The organism is Bartonella sp. AP88XZML (genome assembly GCF_042195565.1).
Classification (GTDB): Bacteria; Pseudomonadota; Alphaproteobacteria; order Rhizobiales; family Rhizobiaceae; genus Bartonella.
Genome location: NZ_JBHIOQ010000029.1, coordinates 169,983 through 185,668 on the forward strand (window position 1 = coordinate 169,983; position 15,686 = coordinate 185,668).

Consider the following 15,686-nt stretch of genomic DNA (forward strand, 5'->3'; position numbering starts at 1 on the left):
TAAAAAATTTTACCCACACGCCAGCCCCGCTTGTGGTGTGCAAGAGAATGATTTTGATTGATTCAATATAAACAGATTTGAAATGAGTGAAGCTTACGATATTAGGAGCTCTCATTCAAAATGAAAAAACAATGAATTATTATTATAAGTCAGTGTGATGAGTCTGTAATGACAAGGAATCAACAATGCGAAGAGTCTATAATCTTTGGGCATCTAAGTCATTAAAGCGCGTTAAAAATGCGTTTTCAATGTGTTGTGTAGAATAAGGGGATAAATTAAGATCATCGGGTAGAATATTATTGGGAGAGCCAAAATAGTGAAGGGCTTCTTCTGTATTAAATCCAGCAAGCGTAATCGCTTCATAATAGGCAGCAATACGGTCGGCTTGTTTAATTTTTTTTAAAAGTTTTTGAGAAAGATCAACGGGAAGAGAAAAGCGCATGTGGATAGCATCTTGGATGCGCTTTTCAACGCGTTCATATTGTTTTCCTATGACAGCTTTAAAAGGGGAAATCATATCGCCGATGACATATTCTGGAGCATCATGAAGAAGGGTATAAAGACATTCATTGCTTCCCGATTGTGGAAAAAGTTTTTGAAATATTTGTTCAACCAAAAGTGAATGTTGTGCAACAGAATAGGCATGCTCTCCTCGTGTTTGACCGTTCCAACGTGCTACGCGAGCAAGTCCATGGGCAATATCTTCAATTTCAACATCAAAAGGAGAAGGGTTGAGAAGATCAAGTCGCCTTCCAGAGAGCATTCTTTGCCAAGCGCGGGCTTCTCCATTTTTTAATAATTCAGCTTTAGCCATGAGTGTTTTCTATAGTATTTTCAGGAAAGGTAAAATTCATATTTTCAGCAATGCTTATAGTGACAGGAATGTTTTTTACAGTAAAGGGGATGTTATGATCCATAGCATCTTTGACGTGGTCAATACGCATTAAAGCAAGAGCCTCATTTTCTACACATGTTCCCAAGTAGCCAAGCACTTTTGTTCCTGCTTCAATGCTAGATTGAGGGGTTAATTTACACTGGCCTTTTACAATAAAAATACGGCGACGTGCTGCACGGCGGTGGTGCATTCGTGAAACAATTTCTTGTCCAATATAACATCCTTTATTGAATGCAAGTCCATTGATTTGATCGTAATTAATATCATGAGGAAAGACTTTGCCAATTTCATAGTCTTGATCACTTTCCGCAATTGCATAACGGATACGCAATTGATTCCATGTGTCATGATATTCTGAAGTCAAAAAAGGTTTTTTGCCATAGATTCGTATTATTTTTTCTTGTTGTGGGAAGCGTTTATCAACAAAACTTGAATCAAAATTTAAAGCATCTGATTCATTATTCAAAGAAACTGTAACAAGCTCTTGGAATGGTTGTGTAATTTCTACTTTTTTGCGCAGCTTATAGAGCAACAGACGCTTATGGAGCGTATCAGCTAAAGGCATTCTGATATCAATCAAGTAACCATCTTCTTTTTTTCCGATAAGAAAATCAGCAAGAACCTTTCCTTGTGGGGATAAAAGGGCTCCAGGGAAAAGTTCCTGTGGACTGATTTTTTTTACATCTGTCGTGATCAGGGATTGTAGAAAATCTGTTGCTTCTTCACCTGTAATTTGAATAAGCCCGCGGTTTTTTAAGCAAATGGCATTTTGTTTTTCAATCATGGTTCTTGCCTTTCTGCTCAAAGTTACATAATCGATAAGTGAGCAATATGTAAGGAGCGTGGTTATGTTTAAAACATTTGATACAATTTTTAAAGGTGCAACACTTGTGAATCATGATGGAAGAAGCAAGCGTGATATTGGTATTACAAATGGTCGTATTGCTGAAATAGGCGACCTTACATGTGCATCGGCTAGTGAGGTCATTGATTGTACGGGGCTTCATATTTTACCAGGAGTTATTGATAGCCAAGTGCATTTTCGTGAGCCAGGAAATGAATATAAGGAGGATTTGGAAAGTGGCTCGTATTCTGCTGTGTTAGGGGGTGTTACGGCAGTTTTTGAAATGCCTAATACCAATCCATTGACAACATCAGAAGAAACATTAAGCGATAAGGTTCAACGCGCATTTCATCGAATGCATTGTGATTTTGCATTTTGGGTTGGAGGAACGCGTGAAAATGCTCATGAACTATCTGAATTAGAAAGACTTCCTGGTGCGGCTGGAATTAAAGTTTTTATGGGGTCCTCTACCGGTGATCTTTTGGTTGATGATGATGAAAGTGTACGCCTTATTTTGAAGAATACACGCCGTCGTGCGGCTTTTCATTCTGAAGATGAGGCGAGGCTCAAAGAGCGTAAAATATTGCGTATTGAAGGGGATGCATCGTCACATCCGATTTGGCGTGATGAAGTTGCGGCATTAAAATGTACGCAGCGTTTGGTAAAAATTGCTCATGAGACGAAGGCTCGGATTCATGTGTTACATCTTTCGACAGAAGAAGAAATTGATTTTCTAAAAAAACATAAGGATGTTGCAACAATTGAAGTGACACAACATCATTTGACGCTCACGGCTGATGATTATAAGAAGTTTGGTACATTAATTCAGATGAATCCGCCTATTCGTGAGCCGCGCCACCGTGACGCTCTTTGGTACGGTGTTCAACAAGGAATTATTGATGTCTTAGGTTCAGATCATGCGCCTCATACTCTTGAAGAAAAACTTCAACCTTATCCCTCTTCACCTTCAGGTATGACAGGCGTGCAAACAACAGCAGCAATTATGTTGACACATGTGAATGCAGGAAAAATATCTCTTGAACGTTTTGTTGATCTCACTTCACATGGCCCTAGTCGTATTTTTGGTATAAGTTGTAAAGGGCGCATTGCTGTTGGGTTTGATGCTGATTTAACCATTGTTGATCTTAAGCGAGAAGAAATTATTACGAATAGCTTAATTGGTTCGCGTACCGGTTGGACACCTTATGATGGTCAAAAAGTTAAAGGTTGGCCTGTTGGGACTATTATCCGTGGTATGCGCGTTATGTGGGAAGGTGAAATTGTTACACCTTCACAAGGAGAGCCTGTTAAATTTATAGAAACTTTGGTGTAAAAAAAATTAAAATTATAAGTATGCCGTAAAATACCATCTTTTAGAGTGGTGATATAGGGTATGTCAGCCTCTTTGGCACATAAGTGTTTTTTTATGCGTGGTAAATATTTTTAGGCTTGTTTTTAGAAACTATGAAGCAAATTACATGAGTGGGAAGCCAAGAGGAAACTTATTCAACAAGAACCTAGATTATTTACAGAGCAAATTTAGTTAAAAATCTTTGTCCGTTAAAGTGTGGGGAGGAAGCCAAAGAACAGTTTTGTATGGGGAAAAAGGCGCATATGAATAAAAGCGTATCAAGACATTATTCTTTAAACGTCTCTCTATTTTCAGAGCTGGTTTATTGCTCCCCGCATTTGTGAAAGGAGTATCATTGATATCGCTAAGATTGAGAGAGCTACTTTTTGTATAGATTAATTATTTATAATGCATGAGGAGGTTTTCAGATAAAATTCTTCCTTCCTCAATGTATCTTTGGTTGGCTTCAATGGCTGCTTGTGTACAATGATGATAATTTTCTGAGAAAGCACGATACGCTTCATTAAACGCTTCATAAAAATAAGCACGTCTTTGTGGAATGGGGCGTTCTGCTTCAATCAGTGCATTCATATAGTCATACCATTGGTTTGTTGGAGGCTCGCAAAGATTTTGGAGAGAATGCAATGATCCCAAAATTTCTGCTAGTCGGAGTAATTTTTTTTCATAAGGTGGAGATTGTTGTGCAAAGGTTGGCATTGAAATGACAAGAAATATTAAAATAATGATGTTTATCAATCTATTATGCATTATTTTTATTGCTTTCTTTGAATAAAACTCTGTAAAGATAAAATAATTTTGTCATGAGAACGGTGTAAAAAATAAAGTTAATTGCTACATTATTCTCAATTATTGATTATAAAATATAGGGCGTAAGAGGTAGTAAGGAACCCATTGTGGAATATTGAAAATACTGACGAAGCTTTGTGTGGTTAAAAATTTAAGATTTTCTGCCTGCAAGCTATCTATTTTTCACATAGATTTATATTGTATTGCCTATAGATTTTTTTCTAAGCTCATTTTCTTTAAGGAGGGAAAGCATCTCTAATGATAGAACGCTTTTGTCCAATCAAATAAAATAGATTGTTTTTATGATAAACGATGAATACAGCCGTAAATACAATGGGAAAATGGTAAGAAGAATTTACTATAAGATACAAGTTTTTAGCTTAAACCGCGTAATACAATGATTTGAGATAAGATACATCTAAAAGGATCGGTGCATAATATCGTCCATGGAGTCAATAAATGAAAGAGTTGCGATTTTATAATACGCTAACACGTAAAAAAGAAAAATTTACACCAATAGATGCGACAAGAGTACGTCTTTATGTTTGTGGACCGACAATTTATGATTATGCGCATATAGGAAATGCACGTCCTGTTATTGTTTTTGATATTTTATTTCGCTTATTGCGTCATGTTTATGGCAATGAGCATGTTCTATATGCGCGTAATATTACAGATGTCGATGATAAAATTAATGCACGAGCAGCTAGCGAATATCCAAACGTATCATTGAATGAGGCTATTCGTCACTTAACAGAACGTACATATTCTCAGTTTCAACAAGATACCATAGCACTTGGTTGTCTGTTGCCAACCAGTCAGCCACGCGCCACTGAGCATTTAGAGGAGATGCGCTCTTTAATTGAAAGGTTGCTTGAAAAGGGGCACGCTTATGAAGCGGAAAATCATATATTATTTTCTGTAAGTAGCATAAAAAATCCTCCCCATTATGGGGCATTTGCAAATCGTTCTTTAGATGAAATGAGGGCGGGGGGGCGTATCGATGTTGCTGCTTATAAAAGGGAAGAGATGGATTTTGTTTTGTGGAAGCCTTCTGTGGAAGGAGAACCAGGTTGGGAATCACCGGGCGGAATTCCTGTTTTAGGTCGTCCAGGTTGGCATATTGAATGTTCTGCAATGTCAATGGCAAAGTTATTAGCGCCCTATGGCGGTGGTTTAACCTGTGATGATCCGACCGCCAATGTTTTTGATATCCATGGTGGTGGAATTGATTTAATTTTTCCTCATCATGAAAATGAGATTGCACAAAGTTGTTCAGCTTTTGGGACGGAGCGAATGGCTAATTTTTGGATGCATAATGGTTTTTTACAAGTTGAAGGCAAAAAGATGTCGAAAAGCTTTGGCAATTTCATAACTATTCGTTCTGTTTTAGAGAATAATTTTGGGGAGTTTAATGGTATTTTAACCGATGAAATGAAGCAAAATTGGGCTGGTTTGTCTGCGCGTTTTTCGATGTTGCAAACGCATTATCGTGAACCATTAAATTGGACAGCACAGCGTTTAATAAAATCGAGCAGCGAACTGTATCGTTGGTATGAATGGCTTCGCAGCAAAAAGAGTGAGATGAAAAACAATGAAGCAATTGATGATACTTTGATAGATGCACTTAGTGATGATCTTAATACTCCAAAAGCACTGACTCTTTTGCGAAAATTTTATAAAGAAGGAAATGCTTTGGCTCTTCTGAATGGGATGAATTTATTAGGACTGTTAAGACAAGAATGGATTAAAGAAATAGATTGCCCATTATTTATGAGAAAAACTTTCCTTGATACAAAATTTATTGATCAGCGCATTGCCGAAAGACTAAGACTTATCCATAATAAAGAGTGGGAAGCAGCGGATACAATTCGTGATGAGCTTGCAGCCGAGGGGGTTCTTTTAAAAGACAGTAAGGATCCGCAGAGTGGTGAGCGCATAACTGTGTGGGAAATAAAACGATTTTAATTTCTCTATTCCTGCAGCTTCATAAAAAAGGAGAATATGATGGAATTTTTATATCATTATGGATATATCGCGCTTAAACTGGCTGTAGGTCTTGTTGCCTTCTTATTTATTTTAAGAACGACGGGGCGGGGGAGTCTTAGTCAGATGACACCAGTTGATTTGGTCAGTAATTTTGTCATGGGAGGTATTATTGGAGGAGTTATTTATAATCAGAATATTAGTAGCATTCAATTATTGCTTGTTTTATTCATCTGGCAAACCTTGATTACATCTTTTAATTTTATTGCACGCTATTCAGTTTTTTTTCGTCGTCTTATTGCAGGGCGGAATGTCACATTAGTTTTAGATGGAGTTTTCCAAATGGATAAGATTAAGAGCTTAGGGATCAATATTAATGATCTCATTACGATGTTACGTCTTAAAGGGTGTCACTTACATGAAGCTGCTTTTGTTCGTTTGGAAACCAATGGTGATTTCACTGTCATTAAAAAGGAAGAGGGAAAGAAATCGACGATTTTAATAGAAAATGGTGAAGTTATTGATGAGGGACTTAAAGAGATTGGTAAAACAAAAAAGTGGCTTCAGGCAGAATTGAAAAAAAAACATGTAAAAGTTGAAAGTTTATTCGCAGCAGAGTGGTATGAAAATATAGATCAAAATAATAAATTGTATAGTGGATTATTTCTTGTTCCTTTTTCAAAAACAGTCTAACTTCAAAAAACGGGTAGGTATAGCTTATTGGAAGCTCCGTAATGAAGAGATGAATCTATAAACAACCACAGAGGGTATTTTACCTGTTTGTGCGGATGATAGAGAAGTAAGGACTTTATGAAACGCAATGAAATGACAAAAACTGTATCATCAGATACAGGGAGAACTCTGCACACACTTTACAATTTATGGCCCTATATGTGGCCAGTAGGTCGGCGTGATCTAAAAATGCGTGTGTTGTGGGCAATATTTTATCTTGTTTTGGCTAAGCTCGTTCTCATATCTGTACCGTATTTCTTTAAATATTCTACGAATGTGCTTGATTCAAGCTTTCAGCCACCTAAATGGTTCCCATCCAGTTGGATTATTCCCATCATGCTCGTTTTGGCATACAATGTCGCGCGTATTATGCAGGCTGGATTAAATCAATTACGCGATTCTCTGTTTGCCACTGTTGGTCAATACGCTGTTCGTCAATTAGCTTATAAAACCTTTGTACATATGCATGAGTTATCTTTGCGATTTCATTTGGAACGCCGAACAGGTGGGCTTTCTCGTGTGATTGAGCGTGGAACAAAAGGAATTGAAGCGATCGTAAGATTTTCAATTCTTAGTACAGTACCAACAGTTTTAGAATTTATATTAACGGCACTGGTATTTTACATAAGTTATGGGTGGCATTATCTTCTCATCGTTGTTGCAACAGTTGGATTATATATCGTGTTTACCATTAAGGCGAGTGATTGGCGTATTCGCATTCGGCAAAAAATGAATACAGCGGATACTGAGGCGAATACTCGCGCTGTTGATTCTCTTTTGAATTTTGAAACGGTCAAATATTTTGGTAATGAAACTCTAGAAGCCGATCGATTTGATGCTTCTATGGTAGGTTATGAAAAAGCCGCAACAAAGATTTGGACATCGTTAAGCTGGCTTAATTTTGGTCAGACTCTTATCTTTGGTATTGGAATGACGATCATGATGCTGATGTCAGCTTATGAAGTTTTTTATAAGACACAAACTTTAGGAGATTTTGTTTTTATTAATGCGCTTTTAATGCAACTTTCCATTCCACTAAATTTTATTGGTTCAATGTATCGTGATATTCGACAAGGTTTAACGGATATTGAAGCAATGTTTGATCTTTTAGATGTTCAGAAAGAGATCGTTGATAAATCGGATGCTAAACCGTTAGAGATAAGCGATGGGACCATTTGTTTTCATCAGGTAAAGTTTTCCTATGATTCGAGACGTCAGATTCTCAGAGATATTGATTTTGAAGTTCCTGGAGGAAAAACAGTCGCTATTGTCGGTCCATCGGGTGCCGGTAAATCTACTATTTCTCGGTTGCTTTTTCGGTTTTATGATGTTGATGCAGGCTCTATCACAATTGATGGGCAGGATATTCGTGACGTAACACAAAAGAGTTTGCGTGAAGCGATTGGCATGGTCCCACAAGATACGGTGTTATTTAATGATACAATTGCCTATAATATTTGCTATGGGCGTCCAAGTGCTACAGATGAAGAGATGCGCAAAGCTGCTGAAATGGCACAAATATCAAAATTTATTGAAATTTTACCGGAAGGTTTTCAGTCTATGGTAGGAGAGCGAGGTCTCAAATTATCAGGTGGTGAAAAACAACGCGTGGCTATTGCTCGGACACTTTTAAAAGCTCCTCCACTTCTTATTCTAGATGAAGCAACGGCGGCTCTTGATACGGCGACGGAACAGGAAATTCAACAAGCATTGGATATTGTAAGCCGTGGACGTACAACATTGATTATTGCTCACCGTCTTTCTACTGTTATCAATGCGGATGAAATTTTAGTTCTTAAAAGTGGTCGTATTATTGAAAATGGGACGCATACAGAGCTTTTACGCAAGAAAGGTCTTTATGCTTCAATGTGGAATAAGCAGCTTGAAGCATCGCAAGCGGAAGAAAAATTACGTAAAATGCGTGAAGAAGATGAGACGAGTGTTGTTAATCGTAAAAAATAAATAGAGCAAAATGTAATCTATATCTTTATATGGAGTGATTGATTAAATACATAAAAAGACACAAGAGGAACAAAAAGCTTTGTTGCTTGTTTAAGTTTACGATGAATAGGAAATTATATGAGTATTCTGCAATCTTTCCATAATAGCTTTGTACCGGTTCATAAAGAAGGTTATCCTTTTATTGTAGCGTTTTTTGTTATTTCGCTCATTCTTGGTTGGATATGGAGTCCGTTGTTTTGGTTTGGTCTCGTTCTCACGGTGTGGTGTGTATACTTTTTCCGTGATCCAGATCGTGTGATCCCTTTGAATTCAAATTGGGTTATGTCGCCTGCAGATGGGCGTATTTCATTTGTGGAATCATGTGTTCCACCTGAAGAATTAGGATTAGGGAAAGATGAAATGATCCGTATTTCCATTTTTATGGATGTTTTTTCATGCCATATTAATCGTATTCCTATCAGTGGTACAGTAGAGTCTATCGTTTATCAGCCAGGTCGATTTACTAATGCTGACTTTGATAAAGCTAGTCAGTTTAATGAGCGTAATGGGGTGGTAATTGATAGCAAACATGGTAAAATTGGTGTCGTACAAATAGCGGGAATGTTTGCGCGCCGGATTGTTTGCTGGTCAAAAGAAAACGATGCCGTTATGACTGGTGAGCGATTTGGATTGATTCGTTTTGGTTCTCGCCTTGATGTTTATATACCAACTGAAATGAAATTGCGTGTTGCAGTTGGACAGACAGCAATTGCTGGAGAAACAGTTTTGGGTTCTTTTGATGATAAGAGTGCCACAACGGACTTCAGATACGATTAGGACTCACAATGAAAAATTTTTCGCCATTTTCTTCATTCAATCCTGAGGGGCAGCATGATGATGTTGCAAATCGGCGGCGTTCACCTACATCAATGCGGTATGTCATTCCTAATATCATTACTATTTTAGCAATTTGTGCAGGGATGAGCAGCATTCGTTTGGCTTTTGAACATCGCTATGAAGCTGCTATTTTAATGGTGCTTTTGGCCGCAGTTTTAGATGGTGCTGATGGTCGCATTGCCCGTTTAATAGATGGTAGTTCATCTTTTGGGGCACAGATGGATTCTCTTGCTGATGTTATAAATTTTGGTGTTACCCCTGCACTCATTGTTTATTCTTTTATCTTGAATCAAGCAAATCACATTGGTTGGGTTGCTGCCCTTGTTTATTGTGTTGCTTGTTGTTTGCGATTAGCACGTTTTAATGTGATGTTAGATAATCCCAATATACCTAAGTGGCAGAAAAGTTATTTTGTTGGTGTTCCAGCACCAGCAGGAGCATTATTACTTTTATTGCCTACCTATTTAGGCACTCTTGGTTTGGTCCCCAATTGGGGGTGGGCATTATTTTTTAGTCTTTATACTGTAATTATTGCTTTTCTTTTGATTAGTCGTTTACCGGTATGGAATGCAAAAACAATTGATCAAAATTTAAGGCGCGATATCGTTATACCGTGCATGTTGGTCATTGTTATTTATGTCGGTTTTCTTGCGACTTACACATGGGAAACTTTATTGATTACAGCTGTTAGCTATATGATTTTTCTCCCTTGTAGTTTTATCGCTTATAATAAACGTGCTACTTTAGAAGAGAAAAAGGCTGATGCTAAAGCTATCCAAGAATTATAAAGTGCTTCATTCTTCTGTCGAAAAGCACAGGAAAAAGAGAGAGTCAAACGATTTACTTCTCATATGATGATCAATCAGGTACATGATAATCTACAAACCGATTTTTATGGACATTAAAGAGTTTTCCAGTTTCCTTTAAATCAGGTGATAACAAATGGACTATCTTTTTTGCAACCTCTTGTGGTGAAGGGAGAGTTTGTGGATCTTCACCGGGCATAGCTTCAGCGCGCATGGCAGTGCGTGTGGCACCAGGGTTGACACAATTAATCTTAATAGGGGTTTGTTTGAGTTCTTCTGCCCAACAGCGGGCAATCACCTCTAAAGCCGCTTTAGAGGCTGCATAAGCTCCCCAGAAAGGGCGCGCAGCATGCGCAACGCTTGAGGATAACAGGATGGCTCGTCCAGCATCAGATTCACGTAATAAAGGCTCAACGGCTTTCATTAAGCGCCATTGGCTGAAAAGATTTATTTGAAAAACATCTTCAAATACCGTGTTTTCTATATGCGCTATTGGTGAGAGTGTTCCAAGAATTCCTGCGTTTGCAACGATAATATCAAGTTTTTTCCAGCGTTTGGCAATTGAGATAGCAAGGGTATCGATGTTTTCCATATGATGCAAGTCAAGGGGAACAAGGGTTGCATGAGCCCCTTTTTCTCGGATTTGATTATCTAATTCAGTAAGTCCACTGACTGTTCGTGCAAGAGCAATAATATGAGCGCCGTGTGCAGCAAGCTCGAGTGCCAAATAATAGCCAATCCCTCTTGATGCGCCAGTAACAAGTGCAACACGCCCATGGAGACTAAAGTCACGTTTTGTCATCATTAATCTCTTGTTTTAAGAACAGATGATTGATGAATTTTGGAGAGATTTTCTTGATCAACCAGATGCGTAGGATAATATCCAGTAAAATAATGGTCAGTAAATTGTGGATCGGCGTTATTCCGTTTTTCCCCTGCTACAGCAAGATATAACCCATCCGTTGAAAGAAATTCTAATGAATCTGCTCCAATAAAATCACACATAGATTTTAAATTTGGATATTGATTTGCTAAAAGGTTTTCAGCTTTAGGTGTATCAATACCATAAAAGTCAGGATAAAAAATCATAGGGCTAGAAATGCGCATATGAACTTCTTTTGCTCCTGCATCGCGAAGCATTCGTACAATTTTAAGGGATGTTGTTCCACGTACAATAGAGTCATCAACCAGAATAACACGTTTTCCTTCAATCACAGGACGGTTTGCCGAATGTTTTAACTTGACGCCAAAAGCGCGAATTTGTTGTGTTGGTTCGATAAAAGTGCGGCCAACATAGTGATTACGAATAATACCAAGCTCGAAGGGAATTCCAATTTTTTGTGCATAGCCAATTGCAGCAGGCGTTCCTCCATCAGGAACAGGAACCACAACATCACCCTCACAAGGGGCTTCCTGTGCTAAACGGCTTCCCATATTTTTGCGTATTGTATAAACACTACGCCCTCCAACGATTGAGTCTGGGCGGGCAAAATAAACATATTCAAACAAGCAAAGTTTTTCTGGTTTTGTATTTTCTGGTTTTATAATTTTTTTCGTAATTTCCCCATTTTTTTGTATTTCACATATGATGATTTCTCCATTTTTAACATCACGGACATATTTTGCTCCAATAATATCAAGAGCACAAGTTTCAGAACAAAAGATAGGCTTACCATCAAGTTCCCCCATCACGAGAGGTCTAATTCCTGTTGGATCGCGTGCCGCAATAAGTTTTGTACGTGTGAGCGCTAACATAGCATACCCACCTTCTACTTGCCGAATCGCATCAACAAAACGATCAGAGGACGATTCATAACGTGAGCGGGCAATAAGATGGAGAAAAACTTCTGAATCCGACGTTGATTGACAGATAGCACCAGAAGCGATGAGTTCACGGCGTAATGTGAGACCATTGGTAAGATTACCATTATGCGCAATAGCAATACCTCCAACTTTCAATTCAGCAAAAAGGGGTTGAACATTGCGTAATGCCACTTCTCCAGTTGTTGAATAACGGGTATGTCCAATAGCACGATTTCCTGGTAAGCGTGCAAGTGTTGCAGGGTTTGTATAGTGATCTCCAACAAGACCTAAATGCTTTTCTTGATGAAATATTTTATTATGGTAAGAAACAATCCCAGCTGCTTCTTGCCCACGATGCTGAAGTGCGTGGAGTCCAAGAGCTGTTAATGTTGCGGCATCTTCATGCCCAAGAATACCAAAAACTCCACATTCTTCATGAAGGGTATCATCATCTAATGAAAATTCTTGACAGAAAACATCGCTTTTTATCATCATATTCTTTCAGTTGTGATATGGAGGAATCATTAATATCACATTTTACATCATTTAGTTCTCTTTCCTCATGAAAAACTATTCTCTATTTTTTGAAAATTATCTTTTCATGAGAGTGTTGCTCATACGTATGTTTATTGCTGTCTTTAAACAAATTTTCCGTCTTTTCGAGAACAGATCCAATATCTTTTGGGAGTATTTCCCAAACTTTTTGTCCCAATGAATCTAAAATAGGCCTTGTTTTTGCATTTTTTAACCAATTCGCTTGAAGCTCGGGTTTAATCAGTGCATTAAGCAGTAACATACCGATGACCATGATAAGTAAACCACGAAGTGCTCCAAAAATAAAACCAATAGTACGGTCAAGGATACCAATTCGACTATCGATAATAAAATCAGAGATCTTCATTGTAATAATTGAAGTAATAATGAGAACAATAATAAAAATTGTGACCAATGTTGTGATCAATGCAATCATTTTATTAGAGAGATATTGTTCAAAGAAAGGTAAGACAGGTTTGAATAAAAACAGTGTCGTAACAGCTGCAACTGCCCAAGAAATCAACGATAACACTTCACGTGAAAATCCTCGAAGCATAGCAAGAAAAGCGGACAACAGGATGATTACTACGACAATTCCATCAAGGATTGTTATGATCATTTGTTTGTTCCTTATACATAAAGTTGTGTTCTTTTAAGTCTGTGTGCAAATATATTTTTTGTTATGCCATTTTTTGTTCTTATAGCAAGGATCTTTTGTATTTTATAGAGTTTTTTCTATATTATCATATCTGTGGTGCAGATCATTTTTTACTTACGGTAAGAGTAGCAACGAGTTCGGGAAGGTCGGAGAAAGTTTTTTGTTGAAAGTTGAGCGACTTCATCATTTCGGTTGTTGTTGTGGGGTGAAAGGCTCCTTGAAAGCCGAGTTTTTTTGCTTCATTGATGCGCTGTGCTGAATGTGCAACAGCGCGGGTAGCTCCTGAAAGACTAACTTCACCAAAATATACATAATCCGTTGGCAATGCGATATTGGCAAGAGAAGATACCAAAGCAGCGGCTACAGCTAAATCAGCAGCGGGTTCTGATATGCGATATCCACCTGCTACGTTCAGATAGACATCATGCTGTCCAAAACGAATGCCACAATGGGCTTCTAAAACGGCAAGAATCATAGAAAGGCGATTTCCATCCCATCCGACAACCGCACGTCTTGGTGTCCCAAGGGAAGAAGGAGCAACAAGCGCTTGAATTTCTACGAGTATCGGGCGAGTCCCTTCCATTCCTGCAAAAACAGCAGCGCCTGGTGCTTTTTCATTACGTTCCCCTAAAAATAATTCAGATGGATTTATCACTTCGCGTAATCCTTTATCAGACATTTCAAAGACACCAATTTCATCTGTTGGTCCGAAGCGATTTTTTACAGTTCTAAGAATGCGATAATGATGTCCTCCTTCACCCTCAAAATAGAGAACGCCATCAACCATATGTTCAACGACTCGAGGACCAGCAATTTGTCCATCTTTTGTAACATGCCCAACAAGAACAACGGCGGCTCCTGTTTTCTTGGCAAAGCGGATCATTGCCTGAGCACCGATACGTACTTGTGTGACAGTGCCAGGTGCTGAATCTGCTGTATCTGACCATAGGGTTTGAATCGAATCGATAATCACCATATCAAGGTTTTTATGTTCGCTTAAGGTTGCCAGAATATCTTCAACATTGGTTTCAGCAGCAAGTTTCACTTCTGTATTGTTAGCTTCAAGCCTTTGTGCGCGCAGACAAATTTGCGCAATAGCCTCTTCACCTGAAACATAGATGACATTATATCCTTTACGTGATAAAGCAGCGGCTGTTTGTGTCAGCAATGTTGATTTACCAATACCCGGATCACCTCCAACAAGGAGTGCTGATCCACGGACAAAGCCCCCACCGGTAACACGATCAAGTTCAGCAATACCAGAATGAATACGTGGAGCATCTTCGATATTTCCAGAAAGAGATGTGAGTGTGACAATGCGTCCTTTACGAGCATTCTGCTTAGGACCACTTCCTATGCCGCTATTTATAGTTTCTTCGATAAGAGAATTCCATTCCCCACAAGCGCTACATTTCCCTGCCCAACGAGAATGGATGGTTCCGCAATTTTGACAGATAAATTGAATACGATTACGCGCCATATCGATTTAACCAATTTGCTCTGGAAGATAATCATTATCTTCCAGGTCACTGAATCGTGTGAAAGAAGACTGAAAGGCAAGTGGCACGATTCCTGTCGGTCCATGACGTTGTTTTGCAACAATAACATCAGCTTTTCCAAAAACTTTGTCCATTGTCTCTATCCATTTCATATGTTCAAGGCTACCGAACTTTGGTTCTTCATTTTTGAGGTAATATTCTTCGCGATAGACAAACAGAACGATGTCGGCATCTTGCTCAATAGAACCAAATCCACCTAAATCTGAAAGTTTTGGGCGTTTATCTGTTCTGTTTTCAACTTGATGTGAAAGTTGTGAAAGAGCAATAATAGGGATATTTAATTCTTTTGCTAAAGCTTTTAATTCTGCAGTGATTTCTTGAATACGATATTCAGATGTGTATTTTAAATCACTTGTCATGAGTTGGATATAATCAATAATTAAGACATCCAAACCATGTTTTTGCTTGAGACGCCGAGCACGGGCAGCCAGTTGTGAAACTGATATTCCTCCAGTTTGATCAATATAAAGGGGTGCCTTTTGGAGCTGATTTACCGTACGAATAATTTTTGAAAATTGTTCATCTGAAATATGACCACGTCGAATATCAGAAGAAGAGACTTCCGTTTGTTCAGAAATAATACGTGTTGCAAGCTGCTCTGAGGACATTTCAAGTGAGAAGAACCCTACAACGCCGCCTTCATTTTCTTGGATATTACCATTATGATTATAAGCATTGGCAATATTAAAGGCAATATTGGTAGCAAGTGAAGTTTTACCCATACCAGGGCGTCCCGCAAGGATAATTAAGTCGGATGGTTGTAATCCTCCCATTTTTTCATCAAGTGTTTGAATATGAGTCGCTATCCCTGATATTTGCGAAGAGCGCTTTTTTGCAGCACTTGCTATATCAACAACTCTTTTGATAGCTTCA

Annotated in this window: 13 protein-coding genes and 1 pseudogene; 6 read left to right on the forward strand and 8 right to left on the reverse strand. The window is 38.3% G+C overall.

Annotated elements, in window-relative coordinates; all coding sequences use genetic code 11:
- Positions 1 to 196 precede the first annotated feature (196 nt).
- Positions 197 to 814, reverse strand: coding sequence for a YfbR-like 5'-deoxynucleotidase (locus ACFIK2_RS02810; protein ID WP_375634154.1), 618 nt, complete (start codon positions 812 to 814; stop codon positions 197 to 199).
- The gene (locus ACFIK2_RS02815) at positions 807 to 1,679 is read right to left on the reverse strand and encodes a YgfZ/GcvT domain-containing protein (protein WP_375634152.1); all 873 of its coding nucleotides are present in this window, start codon (positions 1,677 to 1,679) and stop codon (positions 807 to 809) included. The genes ACFIK2_RS02810 and ACFIK2_RS02815 overlap by 8 nt, the downstream gene beginning before the upstream one ends.
- A 64-nt stretch (positions 1,680 to 1,743) precedes the next feature.
- Between ACFIK2_RS02815 and ACFIK2_RS02820 the strand changes: the two genes are divergently transcribed.
- Entirely contained in the window at positions 1,744 to 3,072 is a 1,329-nt protein-coding gene (locus tag ACFIK2_RS02820; protein WP_375634150.1) for a dihydroorotase, read from the forward strand.
- Positions 3,073 to 3,489: 417 nt separating this feature from the next.
- On the opposite strand, the gene ACFIK2_RS02825 is transcribed toward ACFIK2_RS02820, so the two are convergent.
- Positions 3,490 to 3,858, reverse strand: coding sequence for a TIGR02301 family protein (locus tag ACFIK2_RS02825; RefSeq protein WP_375634148.1), 369 nt, complete (start codon positions 3,856 to 3,858; stop codon positions 3,490 to 3,492).
- A 498-nt stretch (positions 3,859 to 4,356) separates the two neighbouring features.
- On the opposite strand from ACFIK2_RS02825, the gene cysS reads away from it, so the two are divergent.
- The 5 genes from cysS to pssA all read left to right on the forward strand — a co-directional run bounded on the left by cysS (position 4,357) and on the right by pssA (position 10,241).
- Positions 4,357 to 5,865, forward strand: a complete 1,509-nt coding sequence (gene cysS / locus ACFIK2_RS02830) for a cysteine--tRNA ligase (protein WP_375676872.1) — start codon at positions 4,357 to 4,359, stop codon at positions 5,863 to 5,865.
- Positions 5,866 to 5,904: 39 nt separating this feature from the next.
- On the forward strand, positions 5,905 to 6,576 hold the full coding sequence (locus ACFIK2_RS02835; RefSeq protein ID WP_375634302.1) for a DUF421 domain-containing protein: 672 nt from the start codon (positions 5,905 to 5,907) through the stop codon (positions 6,574 to 6,576).
- Between the two features lie 117 nt (positions 6,577 to 6,693).
- Entirely contained in the window at positions 6,694 to 8,577 is a 1,884-nt protein-coding gene (locus tag ACFIK2_RS02840; RefSeq protein WP_375634144.1) for an ABCB family ABC transporter ATP-binding protein/permease, read from the forward strand.
- Positions 8,578 to 8,694: 117 nt separating this feature from the next.
- Positions 8,695 to 9,393, forward strand: coding sequence for a phosphatidylserine decarboxylase (locus ACFIK2_RS02845; protein ID WP_375676873.1), 699 nt, complete (start codon positions 8,695 to 8,697; stop codon positions 9,391 to 9,393).
- A gap of 8 nt (positions 9,394 to 9,401) precedes the next feature.
- Entirely contained in the window at positions 9,402 to 10,241 is an 840-nt protein-coding gene (pssA, locus tag ACFIK2_RS02850) for a CDP-diacylglycerol--serine O-phosphatidyltransferase (RefSeq protein WP_375634140.1), read from the forward strand.
- A gap of 70 nt (positions 10,242 to 10,311) precedes the next feature.
- On the opposite strand, the gene ACFIK2_RS02855 is transcribed toward pssA, so the two are convergent.
- From ACFIK2_RS02855 to ACFIK2_RS02875, 5 genes and pseudogenes are all read right to left on the reverse strand, one after another.
- The gene (locus ACFIK2_RS02855) at positions 10,312 to 11,061 is read right to left on the reverse strand and encodes an SDR family NAD(P)-dependent oxidoreductase (RefSeq protein WP_375634301.1); all 750 of its coding nucleotides are present in this window, start codon (positions 11,059 to 11,061) and stop codon (positions 10,312 to 10,314) included.
- A 2-nt stretch (positions 11,062 to 11,063) separates the two neighbouring features.
- Positions 11,064 to 12,557 carry an amidophosphoribosyltransferase gene (gene purF / locus ACFIK2_RS02860; RefSeq protein WP_375634138.1) on the reverse strand — a complete coding sequence of 498 codons (1,494 nt, stop codon included), beginning with the start codon at positions 12,555 to 12,557 and terminating at the stop codon, positions 11,064 to 11,066.
- 82 nt (positions 12,558 to 12,639) lie between these two features.
- Positions 12,640 to 13,215: a CvpA family protein gene (locus ACFIK2_RS02865; protein WP_375634135.1), complete on the reverse strand. Its 576-nt coding sequence runs from the start codon at positions 13,213 to 13,215 to the stop codon at positions 12,640 to 12,642.
- A 142-nt stretch (positions 13,216 to 13,357) separates the two neighbouring features.
- A complete protein-coding gene (gene radA / locus ACFIK2_RS02870) occupies positions 13,358 to 14,734 on the reverse strand; it encodes a DNA repair protein RadA (RefSeq protein WP_375612937.1) in 1,377 nt (458 codons plus the stop codon).
- A gap of 6 nt (positions 14,735 to 14,740) precedes the next feature.
- Positions 14,741 to 15,685, reverse strand: a pseudogene (locus ACFIK2_RS02875) (DnaB-like helicase C-terminal domain-containing protein); the annotation flags it as partial.
- Position 15,686: the final 1 nt, after the last annotated feature.

What these genes read in the sequence shown, in the direction of transcription:
- ACFIK2_RS02840 (WP_375634144.1), top strand. Translation starts at nt 6,694, where the DNA reads ATGAAACGCAATGAAATGACAAAAACTGTATCATCAGATACAGGGAGA.
- purF (WP_375634138.1), bottom strand. Translation starts at nt 12,557, where the DNA reads ATGATGATAAAAAGCGATGTTTTCTGTCAAGAATTTTCATTAGATGAT.
- cysS (WP_375676872.1), top strand. Translation starts at nt 4,357, where the DNA reads ATGAAAGAGTTGCGATTTTATAATACGCTAACACGTAAAAAAGAAAAA.
- pssA (WP_375634140.1), top strand. Translation starts at nt 9,402, where the DNA reads ATGAAAAATTTTTCGCCATTTTCTTCATTCAATCCTGAGGGGCAGCAT.
- ACFIK2_RS02820 (WP_375634150.1), top strand. Translation starts at nt 1,744, where the DNA reads ATGTTTAAAACATTTGATACAATTTTTAAAGGTGCAACACTTGTGAAT.
- ACFIK2_RS02810 (WP_375634154.1), bottom strand. Translation starts at nt 814, where the DNA reads ATGGCTAAAGCTGAATTATTAAAAAATGGAGAAGCCCGCGCTTGGCAA.
- ACFIK2_RS02825 (WP_375634148.1), bottom strand. Translation starts at nt 3,858, where the DNA reads ATGCATAATAGATTGATAAACATCATTATTTTAATATTTCTTGTCATT.
- radA (WP_375612937.1), bottom strand. Translation starts at nt 14,734, where the DNA reads ATGGCGCGTAATCGTATTCAATTTATCTGTCAAAATTGCGGAACCATC.
- ACFIK2_RS02845 (WP_375676873.1), top strand. Translation starts at nt 8,695, where the DNA reads ATGAGTATTCTGCAATCTTTCCATAATAGCTTTGTACCGGTTCATAAA.
- ACFIK2_RS02855 (WP_375634301.1), bottom strand. Translation starts at nt 11,061, where the DNA reads ATGACAAAACGTGACTTTAGTCTCCATGGGCGTGTTGCACTTGTTACT.
- ACFIK2_RS02815 (WP_375634152.1), bottom strand. Translation starts at nt 1,679, where the DNA reads ATGATTGAAAAACAAAATGCCATTTGCTTAAAAAACCGCGGGCTTATT.
- ACFIK2_RS02865 (WP_375634135.1), bottom strand. Translation starts at nt 13,215, where the DNA reads ATGATCATAACAATCCTTGATGGAATTGTCGTAGTAATCATCCTGTTG.
- ACFIK2_RS02835 (WP_375634302.1), top strand. Translation starts at nt 5,905, where the DNA reads ATGGAATTTTTATATCATTATGGATATATCGCGCTTAAACTGGCTGTA.